Annotated in this window: 23 protein-coding genes; 5 read left to right on the top strand and 18 right to left on the bottom strand. The window is 55.8% G+C overall.

Annotated elements, in window-relative coordinates:
* Positions 1-20: 20 nt before the first annotated feature.
* The gene (locus DFP98_RS32415) at positions 21-1,664 is read right to left on the bottom strand and encodes an FAD-binding protein (protein WP_181918078.1); all 1,644 of its coding nucleotides are present in this window, start codon (positions 1,662-1,664) and stop codon (positions 21-23) included.
* A gap of 31 nt (positions 1,665-1,695) precedes the next feature.
* Positions 1,696-2,448 (bottom strand): SDR family NAD(P)-dependent oxidoreductase, encoded by a 753-nt coding sequence (locus DFP98_RS32410; RefSeq protein WP_116064780.1) that lies wholly within the window; start codon positions 2,446-2,448, stop codon positions 1,696-1,698.
* Between the two features lie 30 nt (positions 2,449-2,478).
* Between DFP98_RS32410 and DFP98_RS32405 the strand changes: the two genes are divergently transcribed.
* Positions 2,479-2,829: a hypothetical protein gene (locus tag DFP98_RS32405; protein WP_220377204.1), complete on the top strand. Its 351-nt coding sequence runs from the start codon at positions 2,479-2,481 to the stop codon at positions 2,827-2,829.
* Between the two features lie 79 nt (positions 2,830-2,908).
* Here the strand turns inward: DFP98_RS32405 and DFP98_RS32400 are convergent, their stop codons facing one another.
* The 4 genes from DFP98_RS32400 to DFP98_RS32385 all read right to left on the bottom strand — a co-directional run bounded on the left by DFP98_RS32400 (position 2,909) and on the right by DFP98_RS32385 (position 6,205).
* Positions 2,909-3,595 carry a hypothetical protein gene (locus DFP98_RS32400; RefSeq protein WP_116064778.1) on the bottom strand — a complete coding sequence of 229 codons (687 nt, stop codon included), beginning with the start codon at positions 3,593-3,595 and terminating at the stop codon, positions 2,909-2,911.
* 99 nt (positions 3,596-3,694) lie between these two features.
* Positions 3,695-4,726: a DUF2804 domain-containing protein gene (locus DFP98_RS32395; RefSeq protein ID WP_116064777.1), complete on the bottom strand. Its 1,032-nt coding sequence runs from the start codon at positions 4,724-4,726 to the stop codon at positions 3,695-3,697.
* A 49-nt stretch (positions 4,727-4,775) separates the two neighbouring features.
* A complete protein-coding gene (gene rpiA / locus DFP98_RS32390) occupies positions 4,776-5,474 on the bottom strand; it encodes a ribose 5-phosphate isomerase A (RefSeq protein ID WP_116064776.1) in 699 nt (232 codons plus the stop codon).
* Positions 5,475-5,542: 68 nt separating this feature from the next.
* Positions 5,543-6,205: a hypothetical protein gene (locus DFP98_RS32385; RefSeq protein ID WP_116064775.1), complete on the bottom strand. Its 663-nt coding sequence runs from the start codon at positions 6,203-6,205 to the stop codon at positions 5,543-5,545.
* Between the two features lie 134 nt (positions 6,206-6,339).
* Here DFP98_RS32385 and DFP98_RS32380 point away from each other — a divergent pair, with 134 nt between their 5' ends.
* Positions 6,340-6,870, top strand: coding sequence for a Crp/Fnr family transcriptional regulator (locus DFP98_RS32380; RefSeq protein WP_116064774.1), 531 nt, complete (start codon positions 6,340-6,342; stop codon positions 6,868-6,870).
* Here DFP98_RS32380 and hmpA read toward each other — a convergent pair.
* Complete coding sequence (hmpA, locus tag DFP98_RS32375; protein WP_116064773.1) at positions 6,828-8,051, bottom strand: NO-inducible flavohemoprotein; 1,224 nt, start codon at positions 8,049-8,051, stop codon at positions 6,828-6,830. The two genes, DFP98_RS32380 and hmpA, sit on opposite strands and share 43 nt — an antisense overlap.
* Before the next feature lie 286 nt (positions 8,052-8,337).
* Between hmpA and DFP98_RS32370 the strand changes: the two genes are divergently transcribed.
* The gene (locus DFP98_RS32370; RefSeq protein ID WP_116064772.1) at positions 8,338-9,219 is read left to right on the top strand and encodes a pirin family protein; all 882 of its coding nucleotides are present in this window, start codon (positions 8,338-8,340) and stop codon (positions 9,217-9,219) included.
* Between the two features lie 376 nt (positions 9,220-9,595).
* On the opposite strand, the gene greA is transcribed toward DFP98_RS32370, so the two are convergent.
* The 4 genes from greA to DFP98_RS32350 all read right to left on the bottom strand — a co-directional run bounded on the left by greA (position 9,596) and on the right by DFP98_RS32350 (position 12,211).
* Complete coding sequence (gene greA / locus DFP98_RS32365) at positions 9,596-10,075, bottom strand: transcription elongation factor GreA (protein ID WP_116064771.1); 480 nt, start codon at positions 10,073-10,075, stop codon at positions 9,596-9,598.
* Between the two features lie 104 nt (positions 10,076-10,179).
* On the bottom strand, positions 10,180-10,743 hold the full coding sequence (locus DFP98_RS32360; RefSeq protein WP_116064770.1) for a pyridoxamine 5'-phosphate oxidase family protein: 564 nt from the start codon (positions 10,741-10,743) through the stop codon (positions 10,180-10,182).
* A gap of 4 nt (positions 10,744-10,747) precedes the next feature.
* A complete protein-coding gene (gene pdxR / locus DFP98_RS32355; protein ID WP_116064769.1) occupies positions 10,748-11,743 on the bottom strand; it encodes a MocR-like pyridoxine biosynthesis transcription factor PdxR in 996 nt (331 codons plus the stop codon).
* An 18-nt stretch (positions 11,744-11,761) separates the two neighbouring features.
* The gene (locus DFP98_RS32350; RefSeq protein ID WP_181918077.1) at positions 11,762-12,211 is read right to left on the bottom strand and encodes a GntR family transcriptional regulator; all 450 of its coding nucleotides are present in this window, start codon (positions 12,209-12,211) and stop codon (positions 11,762-11,764) included.
* A 99-nt stretch (positions 12,212-12,310) separates the two neighbouring features.
* Here DFP98_RS32350 and DFP98_RS32345 point away from each other — a divergent pair, with 99 nt between their 5' ends.
* On the top strand, positions 12,311-12,859 hold the full coding sequence (locus DFP98_RS32345) for a pyridoxamine 5'-phosphate oxidase family protein (RefSeq protein ID WP_116064767.1): 549 nt from the start codon (positions 12,311-12,313) through the stop codon (positions 12,857-12,859).
* Between the two features lie 468 nt (positions 12,860-13,327).
* Here the strand turns inward: DFP98_RS32345 and DFP98_RS32340 are convergent, their stop codons facing one another.
* The 4 genes from DFP98_RS32340 to csaA form a co-directional block, all read right to left on the bottom strand.
* Complete coding sequence (locus DFP98_RS32340) at positions 13,328-15,223, bottom strand: methyl-accepting chemotaxis protein (RefSeq protein WP_116064766.1); 1,896 nt, start codon at positions 15,221-15,223, stop codon at positions 13,328-13,330.
* Between the two features lie 137 nt (positions 15,224-15,360).
* The gene (locus DFP98_RS32335; protein ID WP_116064765.1) at positions 15,361-15,846 is read right to left on the bottom strand and encodes a GyrI-like domain-containing protein; all 486 of its coding nucleotides are present in this window, start codon (positions 15,844-15,846) and stop codon (positions 15,361-15,363) included.
* Between the two features lie 63 nt (positions 15,847-15,909).
* Complete coding sequence (locus tag DFP98_RS32330) at positions 15,910-16,761, bottom strand: TlpA family protein disulfide reductase (protein ID WP_116064764.1); 852 nt, start codon at positions 16,759-16,761, stop codon at positions 15,910-15,912.
* Between the two features lie 18 nt (positions 16,762-16,779).
* Positions 16,780-17,109: a chaperone CsaA gene (gene csaA / locus DFP98_RS32325; protein WP_116064763.1), complete on the bottom strand. Its 330-nt coding sequence runs from the start codon at positions 17,107-17,109 to the stop codon at positions 16,780-16,782.
* Between the two features lie 95 nt (positions 17,110-17,204).
* On the opposite strand from csaA, the gene DFP98_RS32320 reads away from it, so the two are divergent.
* Positions 17,205-17,885 (top strand): lysoplasmalogenase, encoded by a 681-nt coding sequence (locus tag DFP98_RS32320; protein WP_342772527.1) that lies wholly within the window; start codon positions 17,205-17,207, stop codon positions 17,883-17,885.
* Here DFP98_RS32320 and DFP98_RS32315 read toward each other — a convergent pair.
* From DFP98_RS32315 to DFP98_RS32305, 3 genes are all read right to left on the bottom strand, one after another.
* Complete coding sequence (locus tag DFP98_RS32315; RefSeq protein ID WP_116064761.1) at positions 17,882-18,856, bottom strand: aldo/keto reductase; 975 nt, start codon at positions 18,854-18,856, stop codon at positions 17,882-17,884. The genes DFP98_RS32320 and DFP98_RS32315 overlap by 4 nt on opposite strands.
* A 30-nt stretch (positions 18,857-18,886) precedes the next feature.
* Positions 18,887-19,957 (bottom strand): dual-specificity RNA methyltransferase RlmN, encoded by a 1,071-nt coding sequence (rlmN, locus tag DFP98_RS32310; RefSeq protein ID WP_116064760.1) that lies wholly within the window; start codon positions 19,955-19,957, stop codon positions 18,887-18,889.
* Positions 19,958-20,111: 154 nt separating this feature from the next.
* Entirely contained in the window at positions 20,112-21,107 is a 996-nt protein-coding gene (locus tag DFP98_RS32305) for a LacI family DNA-binding transcriptional regulator (RefSeq protein ID WP_116064759.1), read from the bottom strand.
* Between the last annotated feature and the right edge of the window lie 2 nt (positions 21,108-21,109).

Raw genomic sequence — 21,109 nt, 5'->3', positions numbered from 1 at the left:
CTCCTTTTTTCGTCTTGTGGTCAGATGTCTCTGGGCGCCGTTTGTCCTGCCGCAATTCCCGCCAAGTAGCCCATCGTCATTCCGGGGCCGAGCGTTCCGCCGGCGCTGGCGTACGCTTGACCCATAATACCCATCGAAGCATTGCCCGCCGCGTATAATCCGGGAATCGGCTTGCCGCGCAGGCTGATTACCTGGCCATCGGCGTTGATGCGTGGCCCGCCGTTCGTTCCTAACGTACCGGCGTATACCGGAAGAGCGTAAAACGGAGCCTGCTCAATCGTGCCGAGATTCGCCTCCGCACTGCCTCCGCCCCCGCCGAGGTTCTCGAAGAAGGTCGTGCCCCTGCCGAAATCCGGGTCCGCTCCTTGCCGCACATTGTCGTTCCATCTGGCCACGGTACGCTCCAACCCGTCAGGATCGACGCCGATTTTTGCGGCCAGATCGCGTAAATTATCCGATCTGTCTACCCAATCCGGCGCGTCTTCGCCCGGCATCATCGTGACGATCATCGTACGGTCCTTCAGCTGCTGGTCGAAAATCATCCATACCGGAGGCTCGTTCGGCCACTCCAAAGCGACAGGATCGTACTCGTAAAACGCTTTGGGCATATCGTTGTACGTCACGCCTTCGTGCACGAACCTTCTGCCATGGCGGTTGACGATAATGCTGTTGGGTCCCATGCGGCCGCCTCCAAGCTGATTCAAGACGCGATCCTCGTATTCGAACGTCGGATCCTGCATCGCCGGATACCACCATGCTTCGCTCATGTTAGCCAGTGCGGCTCCCGCCTCCATCGCCATGACGAGGCCGTCTCCGTCGTTGCCTGCCGGCGAGAGCGGATGCGTCACTTCGGCTTTCAAGAAGGCCTTCACCAGCTCCCTGTTCCATTCAAACCCGCCGGAAGCGAGAATAACTCCTTTACGTGCGCCGATGTTCAGCATAGAGTCCCCCTGCTCGGCGACCAAGCCGATCACTTCGCCCGTATCGTTCAGAATGAGCTCCTTGCCCGGCGTACCGGTCAACGTCTCAATACCCCGGTCGAGCACAGCCTTGAACAGCGAGGCGATGAGAGAGCGGCCCATTGTGACGATGTTGTTTTCCATCCGTTCCGCGATCTTCGCGAAATCGATGCCGCCAATCGCTCCTCCCTCCTCCAGCGTCAGAGGCGGGAAGGCCGGATTGTTGCGTACCTTGTACGCCCATTCTCCGATCTGGTTCATGTCGAACGGCATCGGGTCAAGCGAGCGCCCTCCGGTCGGCTTGCCTCCCGGCAAAGTTGCGTAGTACTCCGGATACCCTTTCGGTATCGAAAAACGCACAGGCGTATGCTCGTACAAATAGTCGATCATTTTGTGACCGTTGTCGATAAACGTCTCGATTAGCTCGGGGTCCGGCTCCTTGCCCCCAGTCAGTCTTTTGGCATACCTCAACGACTCTTCCCTTGAATCCTCGATACCCGCTTCCTTCATGTAACGATTCATCGGAACCCATGGCACGCCCCCTGAAAAAGCAGTCGTTCCGCCGATCTGTTCCGCCTTCTCGATAATCAGCACCTTCGCGCCTTGGTCATGAGCCAGAATCGCGGACACAAGAGCCGCTCCTCCCGTCCCCATTACGATTACATCGACTTCGCGGTCCCATTGCTGCGGTTTTTTCGCTGGCATGTGCATCGTCTCCTCTCGCGGTTAAGGGCCGTTATTTCGCGGTAACGCCGCCGTCTACGGGCAGCTCGATTCCGGTCAAATAGGAAGCGGCGTCGGATGCCAGAAACAGCACCGCTTGCGCAACCTCGGACGCTTGACCGACTCTCGGCAGCGCAGTCTGGGACAGGAACCATTGGAGCATCTGCTCGTTGTTGACAAACTCGGCGCTCATTGGAGTTTCGATGAAACCCGGATGCACGGAGTTGACGCGAATGTGATCCTTGCCGAAATCGACCGCCGCAGCTTTGGTTAGCATGCGAACCGCGCCTTTGGAGGCCGTATAGGCTCCTGCGCCGCTGCTGCCGGTGAGCCCGGCAATGGAGGATATATTGACGATGGATCCGCCTTTGTTGGCCTGCATGTGCGGAATAACGTACTTCATTCCAAGGAACACGCTAGTCAGATTAATGTTCATCACTTTGTTCCACTGCTCGATCGTCGTTTCCAGAAGTCCGGTTGCCAGCGAAATGCCCGCATTGTTGACAAGAACATCCACTTTGCCGGAATTGGCGACGGCGGCGTCCACGACGCGCTTCCACTCTTCCTCGGAGGCTACGTTATGCGCGAAGGCGATTCCCTTTCCTCCTTCCGCTTCAATTTCCTTAACAACGTTGTGCACGGCGGCTTCGTTGATGTCGGTGGCGACGACCGTCGCTCCCTCTCTGGCGAACAGCAGCGCTTCCTCGCGCCCCATGCCGCTTCCCGCACCCGTTACAATCGCTACTTTATTGTCCAGCACTCCCATGTTTACGCATCTCCTTTGCTTGTCATTCGAATGTATTTCAGTAGGGCTAATCATCTTGCAAACCGCCTCGTTCGGTTGGAAGCGAGCTATGCCGCGCATTCTCCGGAACCTCTGGAGGACTTCGAGAGCTTTAACGAGCTCTACAGGGCAACTTCCCGCGAATACAGCAAGATTATTCGGGAAGGGCAGTTGGACGGCTCGATCCGCTCCGATCTTTCCGTCTCCGAAACGTTGACCACGGTCATTAACGTTTTCGGCATTTTTTCGCGGAAGCTGTCGCTCCAGCATAATATTCTCTCGTTCGTATCCGATCTTGATGCGGGACGGCAGCTTGAGATTCTAAAGCGGATGATATTGGATTATTTGCGGAATCGGCCTTAACGGGAAAACCCGGCCTGCGTTCTTGAGGGAACGGGGCCGGGTTTTGCTATACGCGAACGTGCCAGGCGATGGTGAAATTTCACTGTTCTAATCTCACAAAGTTCTTGTTTAAATAGTCGTCAACGGATTGTTGGACAGCTTTAAGCTGCTTCTGCGCGTCCTTAACGCGTGGCAGAAAGACATTCAAATCTTCTTTGGAGCCGGACTTTGCATACTTCGTCCAGCTTTCCACTGTTTGTCTATATCGTTTCATTGCCTCCTCAGCTCCTCTATAGATGTCTCGCGGATAATCATCGATCGGCGAGACATCATCCAACAATTTCACCCTTGGCGCATATTCCTGCTCCCAATAAGCCATTGAATCCTTTACAGCCGCTATTGTCTCCTGACTGATTTTTTCGCCTCCGCCCGACTCAACCGTACTTAGCAAGAGCATCCCCTCCAACTCCCTCAGACCAACGAACAGTCTGCTAAACGAAGTCAATATTCCGATGTTGTTCAAATAATTCTTATTGCTGGCAGGTACGACTATCACTTTGTTGCCGGAAGTAGTGATGGTGTATCCGACCGATTTGAGCATATTGACTGGAATCATCGTGCGACCGTCCATCACGACAACAGGAACATCCTTGCTTTTCACAGACTTCCCGTTCCACACCAGTTGCCTTACAGGCATCCCCTTATACTTGAGTGCGTCGCTGGCGACTGCCGTTGCCGAAGCTGCCATAAACAATATCAACAAACCGACTAAAATCTTCTTCCGCATACGAATACCTCCCGCAGGTTCCCCGAGTTTGTTCTACAGTCGCACTAAAAAAAGCACGCAACCGCTCCGACTGACTCGAAGTAAGTTGCGCGCTCCCATCTACCAATGAGCCGAATGATCCTCGGCCCAACCTAGCAATCCATCCAATACGATCGCCTCGCCATCTTCGGAAACGATACGTCCCCGGAACCTGCCGATCATCTGATGAACCTCGGAGCGAATAAGCAGCGCGTTCGTCTTCGCCGTTCTCTCGAACAGCGGCTCGAAGACGAGAGACACCCGATCCGAGCCTGATGTCCGCATCGTCCATGGCTCCATATAGCGTTTACGATTGTATGTCCAGACGACATCCTCATGAATTTTCGTCAAACGTCCGTTCACGACGATTCCATTCTCCGTCTGTCCAGTTCCGTCCGTCCACTGGCCTCCGAGATTCAGACCGATCGTGTGACCTGCGGTCGACTTCCCGGATGCCGCCGCCCAATTCCAATTGGCGCGATAAGGCCACTTGCCTCTGCCGAAATCCAGGCAGCCGAACGCCTCCCCTTCAGACAAGGCATAAGTCTGACCTTCCCAACGAACCTGCCCTTGCGCAGGAAGCGCTTCCTGTTTGGAAGTGAATTGATACCGCGTCTTGCTCCACGGCACGACTACGTTTAAGGTTTCATGGCCGTCCGGCCTGCGAACGAAGATGTCGGCAGACAAAGCTTGACCCCGACCGCCGAAGTTCGGAGCCTCTACCCGTAGCCTTGTGCCGCTTGTGCCGTCGTCCAGTTCCTCGAAAGAGATCGTCAGTTCCTTGCCGCTGTAGCCAGCCGATGCGTCCACTTCGTCGGGCAGCCGGCAGCCTCCCCCAAGCGGAGCTAGCACCGTCTGCTCTCGAAAACGCAGCGTGCGCAAATCCAACGCATACACGAACATAACCGCCGCATAATCCAAATGGGAAATCGTGACGGAAAACAGCAGCTCGGGACTCGTTACGCACCAGTAATTCCATTTCTTTTTGCGAAGCGGACTCCCGGTTACATTGCAGCGAATTAGCGGGTGTCTGGCCCACCCAATGCTATCCGGCGACAGATGGCCCGCAGCATCGCACAGATCGGTCGGAACCGTTATTTCCTTGGCACTCATTGCCGTCCCTCGCTTTATGAGGTCGTGTTGGCCCTGCGCGCGAAAACTTCTATGTCGTCAAAATTTCCAGGTTAAAGCCCATGAACAAGCCGGACTCGATCACGCCGGGAATCGATTTGACCTCTTTCTCGTAGCCGTCCTCGATTTTGTTGAAGCGCACGTCCAGAATGAGGTTGCCCGCTTCGGTAATGACCGGTCCGTCTTTAGCCAGCGCCATCCGCATCTGCACTTCCTTGACGCCCAGCTTGGACAGCTCCGTCTCGACCAGGTTAACCGCGCGAGGATCGACCTCGATCGGAGCCGCAAATTTCTCTCCCAACTGGGAGACGAACTTGGAGGAATCGACGAGAATGTAGTTTTCGGGAGCGCTCTTCATGACCAGCTTCTCCGCAAACATCGCGCCTCCCCGGCCTTTGATCAGGTTTTTCTTCGGATCGACCTCATCCGCGCCGTCGAAATACCAATCCGGTCTCGCGTTCAGCAGAGTCGAAGTTGGAAGCCCCATGATCGAACAGGTCAGCGAAACCTCGTGAGAAGTCGGGATCGCCAGCACGCTCAGCTTCTGCTCCTTCACCTTCTTGCTGATCGCCAGCAGCGCCAAATAAGACGTCGAGCCCGAGCCGACGCCGATCACGTCCCCGTCCCGCACGCGTTCAGCGATTTTGGCCGCGACCGCTTCCTTCTGCTCTCTGTTGGAAATTTCCTTCGTCCATTGCAGCGTAGTCGCGATTTTATTTTCCCAAATCAATGTTCAAACCCCGCTTCGATTAGTGTGAATTGAGCGCCTCAATTGCCTGTTCATTATTATAGCATGATTTACCTTCGGAGCGTTTCTTTCATCCGGCTAGTCAGACTCTCCAACGCATGGCCGATCGGGATGCCCAGCTCCGAGCCCGCTCTATCCGCCGACGCGGTCATAGACAATTGGGCGACCGCTAACCGCCTGCCCGGATCGGACGTCGCTTGCTCCCGAATACGCTGGAACAATTCGAGATCATGCCGCTCCTGTTCCCCCCTCATCACGAGCTCGAACAGGCCGTCCAGCACCCGAACCTCCACATTCGGCTGTCGGCCAATTGCGAACGCGTGCGCTTGCAGCCGCTCCATCGTCCCTCCCACCGTCGCCCGATTCGTGAACAGCAGCAATTGCGGCCCCTCGAAGCCGCATACCGATTCGAAGAAAGGCTCGTCGATGCCCACGACCGGTACGGATAGCGAAGCCGGATTGTCCCGCAGCTCCGCCATGTATTGGGTGCAGGTAATGAGGATCGCGTCCGCGCCGCTCTGTCCAATCCAGTCGACCTGATCTTGGACCCGCCTTCGGGCGTCCTCCTGACGGAAAGACGTTTCCCGGGAGACCCGGCGCACCAGACCGGGATCGACATAATGCAGCAGCTCCGCCCCAAGTCCCGCCAACGTCCGGTCTATGTGCCCGATATTGGAGTGGTGGGCGTGCAGACAACCGATTGTTTTTCCCATTCGTTTATCGTCCCCGTCTCTTAGGTTTGCTCCGATTGTATCACATCGCTCCGCACCTGATATAATGGACAAAAAAGAACGGAAGCCCTGAAAAGGCTTCCGCTCCCGGATGGCGCGAAGGAGATTATAAGACCATGATTCTGCATAAAGGAGAGATCCTGTTCCGTCAAGGGGAATCGGGAGCTCTGTATCGTCTTGTCAGCGGACTGTTGAAAATCGTCAGGCTTCACGAGGACGGAACGCCTACTCTCGTCAATATCATCGTACCGAACGAAACCATCCCGCATCATTCGTTAATTAGCCCGAGCCCGAATTACGGCACGGCCATCGCGCTCGTTACATGCGAAATCGAGGTACTTCCCGCCGCGGAGTGGTACCGGAACCTGGAGATCAACCCCGGCAAATGTCGCGAGATCGCCCTGCTGCTCCAGGAAAAACTAAGAATGATGCAGAAGCGGATAGACCAGTTGACGGAAGTCTCGCCTGCGGACAAGCTGCGCAAGCTTCAGGAATGGTTTGCCTCCTATTTCAAGGACGTCCCGCTTACAGAGCTGCTTACCCAGGACGAAATCGCTCAGTTCGTCGGCTTGAGACGGGAAACCGTCAATCGGGCGCTTCGATCTCAGGCGGAAGCCAAGCTGCCGGCGGGACCGAAAAATTCATAGCGCGCATCTTCGTCGGCCACGCCCCATTCCTTCAGCATCCGATAGATAACCTTCATAAACGGCACGGGTCCGCAGAAATAAAAGCATGCGTCGGCTGTCGGGACTAGCGATTGCAGCCATGTCAGGTCGATATAGCCCTCCTTGCCGTATTTGCGGTCTTCCCGGTCACGCTCCGACGGCTGCTCGTAGCACCAATGAACGCTAATATTGGAATGGCGGGCCGCCAACTCCTCCACTTGCTTGCGCATGGCGTGCGCGTCTCCGTTCCGGGCGGCATGGATAAAGGTAACCTGTCGGGACGAGCCGCTCTCGGCCAACGCGTTCAGCATGCTGACCATCGGAGTCAGCCCTACGCCCCCGCTGATGAGAACGACTGGACGGCTATCCTCCTGATCGAGAATGAAGTCTCCTGCCGGAGCCGACAACAGCAGCAAGCTTCCCTCAGTCACCTGCTCGTGCAGGTAGCACGAAACCTTGCCTGCCGGACGGTCGCCGAGCTCGTCTTCGCGCTTTACGGATATGCGATAATACGGCTTGCCTGGAGCGTCCGAAAGACTGTACTGGCGAATATGGGTGTTGGTCTCTCCCGGCATTTCCAGCTTGATGCTGATATATTGACCCGGTTCGTAAGCGGCGATTCCTTCGCCGTCTTGGGGGACAAGGTAGAAGGACGTTATGACGTCGCTCTCCCGGACTTTCTTGGCTACCTTGAACGCCCGAAAACCGGCCCATCCCCCTTGCTGCTTCTTCGACTGCTCGTACATCTCCGCTTCCACGCTAATGAATACGTCGGCTATGACACCGTACGCTTCTGCCCAGGCGTTCAGGATTTCTTCGGTAGCCGCGTCCCCAAGCACGTCCTTGATCGCGGCCAGCAGGTTCCTCCCGACGATCGGATAGTGTTCCGCCTTCACGCCCAAGCTGCGATGCTTGTGAGCGATCTGGCGAACGACGGGAAGGATCGTTTCCAGCTTGTCGATATGCAGCGCAGCCGCGTAAACGGCGTTGGCAAGCGCGGTCTGCTGCCTGCCCTGTTTCTGGTTGGCATGGTTGAAAATATTAAGCAGCTCCGGGTTCTCGGCGAACATCATTTGGTAAAAACGTTTCGTAATCGCCGTACCGTGTACCTCCAGCACCGGAACCGTGGATTTTATGATGGCAATGCTTTGTTGACTTAACATGTTATCTCCTCACCTTCTGTAAATGCGAATGATTCCAGTATAGGCACCGCTTCTCCGGCGTCGTGTGACTTCGATCACACCAAAAAGCAACAAACGTTGACAACGGATGGAGACGGGACAGAAGCGGCGAATTCGCTCGTCGGGCAATGGCGCCGAATTCGCTCGCGGGAAGGTTCTATTTGGCGGGGTTATGGGGCCAGGGGGTTGACGAAATCGCGCCGATCATTTATCTTAAAATTAAGATTTATAAAATTAAGATTAAGCACAGAGAGAGGAGAGATTCATCATGACAGCCTACCGCAGCATCCAAGGCACACATCGGGGGGCTCCGTTTCATATGGTCGGAGACGGCTTCCGGGTGTCCAATTATTTCCCATCCGGCGAGGATTTCGGAGCGAGGTTCAGCCCTTTTCTCTTGATGGACTATAACGCTCCTTATGAATTTCCGTCCTCGGATTCGGTCAAAGGCGTCGGCGCTCATCCGCACCGCGGTTTTGAAACGGTGACGATCGCATATGAAGGCTATATCGAGCATCATGACAATCACGGCAGCCACGGCGTTATCGGCCCGGGCGACGTGCAATGGATGACCGCGGGCTCGGGCCTGCTGCACAAAGAGTATCACGAGAAGGAATTCTCCAAACGCGGAGGTCTGTTCCACATGATCCAGCTGTGGGTCAACCTGCCGCGCGAGCACAAAATGCACCCGCCGAAATATCAAGAGCTGACCAAAGATAAAATGGGCTACGTCGACCTTCCCGACAACGGAGGAACCGTGCGCATCATTGCAGGCGAATATAACGGAACGCAGGGTCCGGCAAGCACGTTCACGCCGATCCATCTGTTTGATATGTCTCTGAAAAAAGGCGGCAAAGCGAGCTTCGAGCTTCCTCCAGCCTTTAATACGGGTGCATTGATACTGCGCGGGACGGTAAAAGTAAACGATGAGACGACGGCGGGGGAAGGCGACTTCGTTCTGTTCCGGAACGAGGCTGGCGACATCTCCGTCGAAGGGATAAGCGAAGATGCGTTGGTTATTTTCCTGAGCGGCGAGCCGATCGACGAACCCGTGTTTATGCACGGACCGTTCGTCATGAACAGCCGCGAGGAATTGATCGAAGCCTTCAAGGACTTCCAGGCCGGTAAAATGGGCCGCGCTAACTTCTAACCGATCGAACGGGAGAAACCACCCGGGACGTACGAACGAAGAACGTACGAACGAAAATAGCCGAGCGTTCGGCCTCAACACAAGCGAGCGCAAACTCTACATGTGGTGGGGCCGGACGTCGGCCGATTGGATCCGTATCGAAACCTCAGCTCGGTCATGATCAGAGGAGTAGACGACTTGTTTAGCCTAAAGCGGAATACCCGCCTTAAATGTGCGGCCACCCCTTTTTCGGTCCGAATAGAGCTGACTTTCCGCTTTAATTCGGAAAATTGGCCCGTTTCGAGAAAACAAAGAAGATTTTCCGCTTTAAATCGGCGTTTTTCTCCGTTTCCTCGAAATTAACGCGGATTTCTCGCCTAAATTTTCCTGCCGCGTATTATCCCGCTTTGATCTCCAACAGCTCGTACTTGACGATACCGACCGGGGCCTCCACGCTGACGACGTCGCCTACCCGCTTGCCGATCAGTTCTTTGCCCAACGGGCTCTCGTAAGAGATTTTGTTGTCCGTAACGTCCGCCTCGGCGGGGCCCACGATCCGATACTCGATGGTTTCCGCGAATTCGATGTCGTTCAGCACAACAGTCGAGCCGACATTTACGCGGGATTGATCCAAATCGTTCTCGTTGACGACCCGCACGTTGCGCAGCATTTTCTCCAGCACGAGAATTCTCGTCTCCATGAAAGCCTGATCGTCCTTGGCCGAGTGATACTCGCTATTTTCCTTGAGATCGCCATAGCTGATCGCCAGCTTGATGCGAGCGGCCAATTCCTTGCGCTTCACGTATTTCAGGTCGTCAAGCTCGGCCTGTAATTTATCCAATCCTTCTCTGGTCAGTATCACTTCATCGTCCGGCATCGCTCACAGCTCCATTCTGCATTCTTATGTCCATTCTATCGTATCTCCGGCCTTGTTGCACTTTAGCCCCTCGTTCCGATCCCGTAATCCCGGCGATGGCGAGGCTACTCCCCCGCGTCTGCTTCTCCAAGGGGAGTCGGAAGACCGTCGATGCTTCGGGCATTTTTCAGCCTTCGGTATTCGATCAGTCCGTCTTCCCCTTGGTGCGAAGCCCATTTCTTCAGGGTGTCCCGCTCCCGCTCGAAGGACATGAAGGGAACCGCAAATCCGCACGACGTCTGGACTTTATCGAAATCCACCGCAATGATCTGCCGCGCGCCCGGAATCGGCGGAAATAACGGATACAGCCGCTCCCATTCGGCCGACCCGGGCAAGATAACCGTTCCCTGACCGTACAGCCTCAAAATATTCGGTGGACCTTCGAAGGCGCAAAACATAACCGTAACTCTTCCGTTCTCCCGGATGTGTGAGCTCGTCTCGTTGCCGCTTCCCGTCAAATCCAGGTAAATGACGCGATTCGGAGTCAGTACGCGCAGCGAATCGTAGCCTTTAGGCGACAGATTGACATGCCCTTCCGGGGACAACGGCGCCGAACCCACGAAAAAAATGTGCTGCTTCGCAATAAAAGCCTCATGCTCCGGCAAGAGAGCATCGAATTGCTTTCCCATCTCCCTATTCCTCCTCTTTCGGCTTACTCGCCCCATCCTCGAACCAGATCCGTTTCAGCCGACGAACAGCCTCGTGAATTCGGTCCTCTTCGATTCCCCCGAAACCGAGCATAACGTATGACCGGGGACAGCTTTCCCGATTCATCCAATGACGGCTCGGGGAATATATCCGAATTCCGCACCCGGCCGCAAGCTCCGTCAATTCCTTGAATTCCCGGCCTTTAACGTCCAGCAGAACATGCAGCCCCGCCTTCTGACCGATAATCTCGGCGCGCTCCCCCATCTCCCTCTGTACGGTTTGCAGCAGCGTCCTGCTTCTGGCCTGGTACAGCTTCCTCGTTTTACGAACGTGCCGGGCGTAATGCCCTTCCTTCATAAACAGCAGCATAGCCTGCTGGAGCAGCGGGGATACGGCTTGGCTGTAAGCTTCCAGACGATCGCGGAAGTTATCGACCAACCGCAACGGCAATACCATATAGCTTAATCTCAGCGCCGGCATAAAGGACTTGGAGAACGTCCCCAGATAGACGACTCTATCCTCGGCGTCCATCGCCTTTAACGGAGGAATAGGCTGGCCCTGATAACGGAACTCGCTGTTGTAATCATCCTCAAGGACGATCCCGTCCGTCTCGTCCGCCCACTTCAGCAGCCGGCTCCTCTGGCCGACAGGCATGACGCTTCCCAGCGGGAATTGGTGCGCAGGAGTGACATAGACCGCTTTCGCTCCGCTTCGCTTCAAGGCCGCCAAGTCAAGACCCTCTCCGTCGTACGGAATCGGAACGAGCGGTATCCGATGATTGGACAGTACCGTTCTTACTCCGTCATACCCCGGGTCTTCCATGCCAAACGGCTCCTCGGCGGACAACAAAAGCTGGCACAGAAGACTGATCGCATGCTGAGTCCCTCCGGCCAGAAAAATCTGCTCCGATGAACATACGATTCCGCGGGCGCCGTACAGGTAACGGGCAATCTCTCGACGAAGCTCCCCGTCTCCCTGCAGTTCCCCGTATCCGAGCGTTTAGCGGCGATCTCCGGTCAGCGCTTCCGTCAGGCATCTCTTCCAGGCGGCGAGCGGAAATCTCTCCAAGGCGATATCTCCATACTGAAAATCGACGATCGCCGTCGAGCTTGCTTCTGCACCCCCTTCAGCAATTTCCCCCGACCGAAGCGGAATGCCTGCCGCTTCCTCTCTTCCCGCCATCGGTCGGACCGGAACCGGAAGCACGAGCAGCCCGCTTCTCGGCTTGCTCTGCACGTAGCCTTCAGCGAGCAACTGCTGGTACGCGGTTTCTACCGTATTTTTGCCGATCAACAAGTGAGCGGACAGTTGACGGATCGGCGGGAGCCTGTCGTTCTCCTTTAACCGGCCCGATTCGATCTGTCGGCGTATGTACTGATAAAGCTGCTTGTAGATAGGAACCTCGCTTTCCCTATCCAGCAAAGGCGATAATCCGACTATACTCTTCACCCATCTGTCCCCTATAAACTATTGAATTCTGTCACTTTCAGTCTAGTCAGCGAATCCGTACAATGAGTTTATCACAACGAACGAGAGGAGCGACAGTCTATGATTCCGATGCGAATGTTTAAGCTGGAATGCACCGATACCGACAGGATCGACCGCTTTCTGTCCCTGGCGAGAACCGGATTTCTCGGCTTGTCCGCCGACAACGAGCCCTATGTCGTTCCCCTGAACTACGTTTGGGCGAACGGCTCCGTCTACTTCCACGGAGCCGCCGAAGGACGCAAGATCGACATGCTGCGCCGCAACGCCCAGGCCTGCTTCACCGTCTGCGAAGATCTGGGCACGATTACGGCTCCGGTGCCGGCTCATACGGACACCGCGTACATGAGCGTCATGCTTTTCGGCCTCGTTTCTCCCATCCCGGACCTTGAGGAAGCGACCGCCGCCATGCAAGCCTTGCTCGACAAATATGTACCCGGCTATTATGATCAACCGCTGTCCCGTGCTCATGTCGAGAAATACGTCTCCTCGCTCGGCAGCCGCACGGCCGTGTTCAAGCTTACACCCGACCGCATCACTGCGAAGAGGAACGATTCTCCCGAGGGGAGCCGCATGTTCTATCCCGGTAAAACGCTTCGGGACGAACCTTAGTGAGCGGCGAACTTTGTGGAGAAATCTCCTTCCGAGGCGACGAATACAGCTAGGCGGTCAACTTACACGGACACCTTGAAACGGCTATTCCTCAATATTACATCGCCTCTTATTTAGGCATCACTCCCGTCGCTCTAGGGCGTGCATGCATACTCCGAGGATAGTAGATTTGGCCGAATTTTCGTTCCATGCAAGGAACTTTTGTGAAGGCGTACCGGAGGTACGTCAAGCAAAAGTGACGCAGCAGGCGGTGAAAGATACCTCTGAGCGGGTTTACATACACGCCCTAAGCCGAATCCGAAAAAAGTTAACCTAGGTTAATGAAAAACTCCCCTTACCCGTTTACATTGAAGTAAACCGAAAGGGGAGCTGCAGCTATGCGGTTATCAGACCAGACCCTACTATACTGATCACGGAGGCGCTTCAGGCATTGGGCTAGCCGAGAAAATTCTAAAAAACAGCTGAGACCTACTTATATTTGAAAGTCTCGACCGAATCGTACAGCTTCTCGGCCAGCGTTGCCAACTCCTGCGAAGCTGCAGCCGTCTCCTCCGCGGCTGCGGCAGCCTGTTCGCTGATCGATGCTACGGATTCAATCGTTATCAGCACATTGGAGGCGCTCGTCGTCTGAATAATGCTGGCTTCGGCGATATGTCCAACCTTCTGCGAAGTTTCGTTTACCTTGGATACGATGCCTTCGAACGATTTGCGAGTGCGAGCGAAATGCTCCACGCCCTCGCTGACCGCGTCCACGCATTTCGTCGTACTGCTCTGCATGCCGCTAATAATGGCCGTTATCTGCTTCGTCGCGTCTCCGCTGCGTTCTGCCAGCTTGCGGACTTCGTCGGCAACGACCGCGAAACCGCGCCCTTGATCGCCCGCCCGGGCCGCTTCGATCGCGGCATTCAGCGCAAGCAGGTTCGTCTGCTCCGCGATGCCGTCGATCACTTCGATAATGTCGCCGATCTGCCGGGAATCCTGCTCCAGATGCTTCATTTGCTCGTTCACCTGCTCCATCTTGCCGATAGAACGGGTAATGATTTCGGTGCCTTCCTCGGCGATGTCAACGGCCTCTTCGGAATACTCCTTGGCCAGATTCGCGTTAGCGGCCACCGTCTGAATGGAGCCTTCCAAACTCTCGAACAAGTCCGCCATCGTTCTCGCGCGATCCGCCTGATCGACGCTGCCCTTGGCGACTTCGTCGGTGCTTGCCGAAATCTCTTCCGCGGACGAGGCCACGCTTCCCGTGGCTTCGTTGACCTGTCCGATCAAGGCGGACAAGGAATCCAGCATCCCGTTCATATTATCGGCCAATACGCCGAGCTCGTCCTCGGTGTTCACCTTTAGACGCGGTCTGAGATCGCCTTGGGCAAGCTGCCGAACGACGTCGGTGATGTATATGATCGGCTTCACGACATTTCTCGCGGATAGATAAGTTACGACGAGCGTCAGCAGCGTAACGATCACGGCGACTCCGATCGTGGTCTGCATCATCTGCGTAACCGGCGCGAACAGCTCCTTCTCCGGCACCGACAGCTGCACGACATAACCGGATTTCATCAAGCTGGAAAAGCCGATCTTCTTAATTCCCGTATACTCGTAGGAGTAGCTGTCGCTAACGCCTTTCCTGGAATTTTCGAAAGCTTCCACAACATCGGGCAAGTTCATGTCATAGACGGTTTTCTTCATGACCAGATCCGGATTCGGATGGCTGGCCACATTCCCCGCCGTATCGAGCAGGATCGCGTAGCCCGTGTCTCCGATCTTGGCGGCGCTCACGATGCGTGTGGCCTCCTTGATCGGGTAGCTGGCGGCGTAGAAGCCGAACGGCTTGCCTTCCTTCATGAGCGGAACGGCGACAGCGACGACCAGACTCTCCGGGTCGAGCGCGGAGTACACGGGATCGGAGATCGCCGACTTCCCTTGTTCGGTAATTTTCACGTAAGGGCGACTGGACAGATCGACTTTGTTCCCCGTGTTGGAAATTCCGTTCTTCCCGCTGAAATCGAATGAGAAAGCAAAGCCCTCGAATACGGGGTTATCCTGTAAAAAGTCGTTCGCCAGCTCCATATGTTTGGCTTGATCTTGTTCCAGGTGGCTGCCGATGCCCGCAAGCGTCTCCAACCGGCTCAGCTTGTCCTGAAGATCCGCATCCATGCGCAAGGCAATCTCGTTCGTTTGGAGTTCAAGCTCCTTGTCGATCTGTTTCTTGAATAATTCGGAGTTGGGAATGAACAGTGCCAGCGACATCGCCGCGATAATGACTAACGCGATCACCAGCGTCGACAGGGAAAGCCGGGTAGAAAGTTTTCGAATCCTCCATCTTTTAAACGGGTTTTGCTTTGGCGGCGTCGGCTTGGACATCTAGAAAGTCTCCTTCTGAAATCATTTGAGTCCTATTCTAGAAAATAAATATTAGCAGCCTTATCCGATAAGCTTTAAGAACCCGTTAATTTCACTCATACTTCACTAATAAAAAAGATAATCGACAGAAAATGTTGTTACTTTTCAATTGGAATCATAATCGTAAACTCGGGATCGGGGTCGTATGGATCGCGGTCCATAGAATAGATCTCGGAATGGGTCATCTCCCCTCGGAATGCCGAATACCCCTGCCGAGCGATCCAATCGTAGACATTATGATAAGACCTGTCGATGTTCTGGCCCTGGGTATGCTCGCATTTCGCATAGCTCATCGTCGGCACCTCCACGGCTGCCATGCCCTCCGGAACGTATCCGGTGCTATCGCCGCTCTCGACGACCGCATAATGAATGAAGCGTTCGCTGCCGGGATATGCGTGGTACGATAAGCCGTAAAAATGCGTAAGCGACGCAGGCTCCGGAATTTCTGGCAAACGCCCTTGCAGCTGCTCGTGTACGCGCCTGATTCCTCCGGCCCCGGCTTCCGCGAACGTCCCTTCCCATTTTAATCCGATGGCTCTGTATCCCGCTTTCACTACGATAACCGTGTCGTTGGTCTGTTCCACTTCTGATTCCTCCTATATCGAATGATTACAAGCGATACAACGAAATCGAAGCTCATGAGGGGATTAATCGGCGTTCTTTACGGCTCTTTTCATATTCTCGTAGCTGAACGCTCCTAGATAGCGGCCCTTCACGATGCCGGAAGGATTGATCACGTAGGTGGTCGGATATGCCGTCACGCCGTAGCTGCCAAGAGCCTCGCCCCGATCGTCCATCACAATCGGGAAGCTCAGCTCCCGCTTGTCCGCATACTCTTTGACGAGTCCCGGGTTGCTCTCCTGAGTCGTCGCGTTGACGGACAGCACAACGACGTCGCTGTCCTTATGCTCTTGGTAAAACTTCTCCACATGCGGCATCTCGGCCATGCACACCCGGCACCAGGTCGCCCAGAAGTTTAGAACGACCGTCCGACCCTGGAAATCCGACAGTCGAACGGCCTCTCCGTTCAAATCCGTCAGCTCGAAGTCGGGGGCAGCCTGATCGATGCGGACGCCGCCCTTGCTCTGAATCGGACTAAGCGCCGTATATCCGACCATCGTCGCCACAAGCATGACGGCCCCCCAGCTAGCCGCAAGCTTAACGGCTTCACGGTTCCCAACGCGGCGGTAATTGCGCAGAAAAAGATATGCCAGCGCAACTACCGAGGCTAGTCCGATTCCCCACGTCCCCCCGCTGAAGAACAGGAGCGACATCGGCTGCGCAATAACGCCTGCGGGATCGAACAGAAATAAGCTGCCCTTCCATACAAGCAGCCACAGAAACACGGCATTCCAAGCGTCGCCCGTCTGGCGCTCCCGTTCGGGATGCCTTCTCTGACGGTAGCGGACGGCGTACACGCCGACGATTCCCGCGAGCAGATAGACGAGCAGCTCGATATTCAGAACGGTTGAGCCCAGCTGCAAATTCGGCAATGTCATCGTTCCGCCTCCCCGTTCTTAAGCAATCGGAGTGCCGTTGTCCACCTCGCGGTCGGGCTGCAGCAGCACAACGTCGCCCTCTTCGGGAACCGCCCCCAGCACAAGCACCTCGGACTTGAAGCCCGCGATCCGTCTCGGAGGGAAGTTGACGATTGCCGCAACTTGCCGGCCTACAAGCTCCTCGGGAGAATAACGCAGCGTAATCTGCGCCGAAGAAAACTTAATTCCTAGTTCCCCTAAGTCGATGGAAAGTTTAATTGCCGGTTTGCGAGCTTCGGGAAAAGGCTCCGCTGTCAAAATCGTGCCGATCCGAATATCCAATGCAGTAAAATCCTCTATCGTTGCCATAATTGAATGCCTCCTAGCCTATCCGGAATGCGCAGCGCGCATGTATAATAAATTTATTGTAAAGACCGTCCCCAAACGTTGTCACGAATGGAGAGATTCCCCTGGCCAAATCCGCACTGCCCGCACTGATTGCGCTGACCGGACTGCTGTATATTTTCGTCATACCGTCGGAGCCCGAAGCCGTTAAGCTGTTGTTCAAGGTCATTCCGATGGCTTTGATTATTGCGTACGCCTACCGTTTGTCCGCCGATTCCCGTAAGCGTTATCACTGGCTCATTATGGCGGGATTGTTCTTCTGTACCATCGGCGACGGAACGCTGCGCTGGTTTGTCGTCGGCCTATCCGCCTTCCTCGTCGGGCATCTGTTCTATTTGACTGCCTTCATAGGGAGATGGCGCTTCTCCAAACTCAGATTCGCAGCCCTACTTCCGATCGCCGCTTTTGCCGTCCTCATGGGCAACGAGCTTGTTCAAGCTCTGAGCGCCGACGGCAAATCCAGCTTGATCGCCCCTGTGGTTGCTTATGTAGCCGTCATCTGTACGATGGGCTGGACCGCGATCATGACGGGAAGTCGAACGGCTATCGCCGGCAGCCTGCTGTTCATGGTCTCGGATTCGATTTTGTCCTGGAACATGTTCGTCTCCGATATCGCCTACTCCGGTCCGCTAATTATGCTAACCTATTATTCGGCTCAATTTCTGATCGCAAGCAGCTTGCGGGAAAAGCCCTCGGCGGCAGCCGGGGCTTCGATTACAGCAACAGCGCCGCCCGTTTAAGGCAATCGATAGAGCGCAAACGGCTCGCCGTATCGGAACGAGGCGCTGATCTCGTCCAGCTTCTCAACCGTCTCGGCGTCCAGTTGCAGCTCTACGCTGCGCAGATTGTCCTCAAGCTGATCCACGCGCGTGGCGCCGACGATGACGGTTGCGACTGCCGGCCGAGCCATCAGCCAGGCCAGCGACAGCGCGCTTGGCGAGCAGCCCAACTCCGCTGCCAGCTGACCGACCCGATCCGCAAGCTCCAGGTTGCGGTCCGCCATAAAGCGCGTGAAGCTCGGGTCCGTCTGCGCCCGCGATCCCGCAGGCGCTTTGTCGGCCAAGCTGTACTTGCCGCTCAGGATGCCTCCCGCAAGCGGAAAATACGGAATAATCCCGACGCCCTGATCCAGGCATAGCGGAACCAGCTCATTCTCCGGCGTGCGATCGGCCAGCGAGTAGCAATGCTGCGTGGATACGAAACGCTCGTAGCCTCTCTGCCCGCTGATCCCGAGCGCTTTCATCAGCTCCCATGCCGCGTAGTTAGAAGCTCCAATGTAGCGCACTTTGCCGGAGCTGACGAAGTCGTCCAGCGTGCGAAGCGTCTCCTCCAGCGGCGTATTGGGGTCGAACGTATGGATCTGGTACAGATCGACGTAATCGGTGTTTAGCCGTTTCAGGCTCGCTTCCAGCTCCCGCTGCAGATGGTAGCGCGAGGAGCCGCGTCCGTTCGGCCCCTGATCCTTGACCAGACCGGCTTTCGTCGCCAGCACGGCCTCCGGTCTTCTTCCTGTCAACGCCTGCCCGATGATGCGTTCCGACTCCGTGCCCGCATAGATGTTGGCCGTATCGATAAAGTTGATTCCGCGATCCAGCGCCTCGTGTACGATTCGGATGGACATATCGCTGTCGGCCCGCTTGCCGAACGCATTCGTGCCCAGTCCAAGCGCCGACACTTCCACTCCGCTGCTGCCCAAACGACGATATTTCATTCGCGTTTCCCCCTTTTTGCACCGCTGCCGTTAATTCGCGACCGCTTCCTTCTTAATCTGCTTGCTGCGCAGTTGTCCGCATGCGGCGTCGATATCCGTTCCATGCTCCAGCCGCACGCTGACGCTGACTCCTTGCTTCTTTAGCACATCGAAAAACTCGCTCACGACATGCCGCTCCGTCCGCTGATATTGGCTATGCTCGTCGACCGGATTGTAAGGGATCAGGTTGACGTTAACGAGCGACCTGCGCTCCCCGATCAGCTCCGCCAGCTCTAGCGCGTGCTCCCGCTGATCGTTCACGTCCTTCAGCAGAATGTATTCGAGCGTCACTCTCCGCCTTGTTTTCTCCAAATAGTAGTCCATCGCCTTAAACAGCTTCTCGATCGGAATCGCTTTGTTGATCTTCATGATTCTCGTGCGGAGCTCGTCGTTCGGAGCATGCAGGGAGATGGCCAGATTCACCTTCAGATCGTCGTCCGTGAATGTGTAGATCTTATCGGCCAGCCCGCTCGTCGAGACGGTGATATGGCGTCCGGCGATAGCCAGCCCCTTCTGATGCTTGATCACATCGAGGAACTTCACCAGGTTGTCGTAGTTGTCGAACGGCTCGCCGATGCCCATCACGACGAGGTGGCTGACCGCTTCCTCCAAGCCTCTGCCGTCCAGAAAACGCTGCGCCTTCATCACCTGCTCGACGATCTCGCCGCTGGACAGATCCCGACTCTTGCGGAGCAGGCCGCTCGCGCAGAAGCTGCAGCCGATGTTGCAGCCGACCTGCGTCGTGACGCAGACGGACAGGCCGAACTTGTGGCGCATCAGCACCGTCTCGATCAGATTGCCGTCCTTCAACCGGAACAGGAATTTGACCGTTCCATCCTTCGACTCCTGCCGCGAATGCTCGCCCATCGACTCGATATGGAAATGCTCCGCCAGCGCCTTCACGCATTCCGGATGCACGCCTTCCATCGCGGCAAAATCGGTCGCCCGCTCGCGGTACAGCCGTTCCCATACGAGCGTCGCCCTCGATTTCTTGTGCCCGCGCTCGGCGAGCCATTCCGTCAACCCTTCGAAAGTCATATCGTGAACGGATGTTGTTATCATCTCGCAACCTCTTTTCGCATAAATAGCCGGACCTTGCGACTACCTCCTATTTTCCCAGAAAAGCCTCGGATTCACAAGCCGGGAGGCCTTGGGGAGCTATCTACGCAAAAAAAATCGTCCTCGGACCGAGAGGTCGAAGGACGATCCTGATAGCCTAACGCGACGCATACAAATTTCGCACCGATTGCCGGGCGATAAGGAACGGCTCCAGCACCGTCGTCATCTGCTCCGTCGTATACTGCTTGGCGATCCGGTCCATGATTGTGCGGCAAGCGCATAATCCCAGATTTTCCGTCGGCTGCGATACGGTCGTAATCTCCAGCAGCGACGCCCAGGCGACGTCGTCGAACATGACCAGGCTCAGATCGCCCGGAATGCTCAGCTTCATTTCCTTACACGTCTTGATGACGTCCATGCCGATCGTATTCGTGCCCGCAACGACGGCGGTCGGCTTGAGCTGTACGATTTTGTTCTTGATGATGCTCTTGAGATCGGTCTGAAAAGGCAGGTGCAGCACGTACTCTTCGTTAACCGGCTTATCCGCCTCCGCCATCGCCCGGCGATAGCCGTTCGCGCGGCTCGGGGAGATCGGGCTTTCGACGCTCAGCAGCAGGATGTCCGAATGTCCGTTCTGCAGCAAATGCTTGGTCGCCAGATAAGCGCCCATCTCGTCGTCCATAACGACGGAATCGATGTCGGCGTAACCCGTGCGGTACATCTGGACGAGCGCGATATTCTGCTTCTTGAGGTTGCGAATAAACGAAGCGTGCTTAGACGTCGTCGGGGTGAAAATAATGCCGTCCACCCGCGACGAGGCGAGCAGGCTCAAATCCTCCAGCTCCTGCTCGGCGTTCTCGTTGCTGTAGGACAGCAGCAGTCGGTAGCCGAGCCGCTTCAACTCCGACTCGATGATTCTCGTAATGATCGAATAGAAAGGATTGTCGATATCGGAGATGACGAGCCCGATAATCCGGCTCTTCTGGCTCTTGAGACTGCGCGCCATGAGATTGGGCGTGTAGCCGAGCTTCTCCGCGGCGGCCAGAATGCGCTCCCGGACTTCGCGGCTGATGTATACGTCGTCCCGGAACGCCCTGGACACGCTGGATACGGAGACGCCGGCCAGCTCCGCTACTTCGCGACTTGTCGCCATGA

The sequence above is a fragment of the Cohnella phaseoli genome (assembly GCF_003386235.1).
Classification (GTDB): domain Bacteria; phylum Bacillota; class Bacilli; order Paenibacillales; family Paenibacillaceae; genus Cohnella; species Cohnella phaseoli.
The sequence above is the reverse complement of the archived record's forward strand: the minus strand, read 5'-3'. Positions and strand labels throughout refer to the sequence as shown.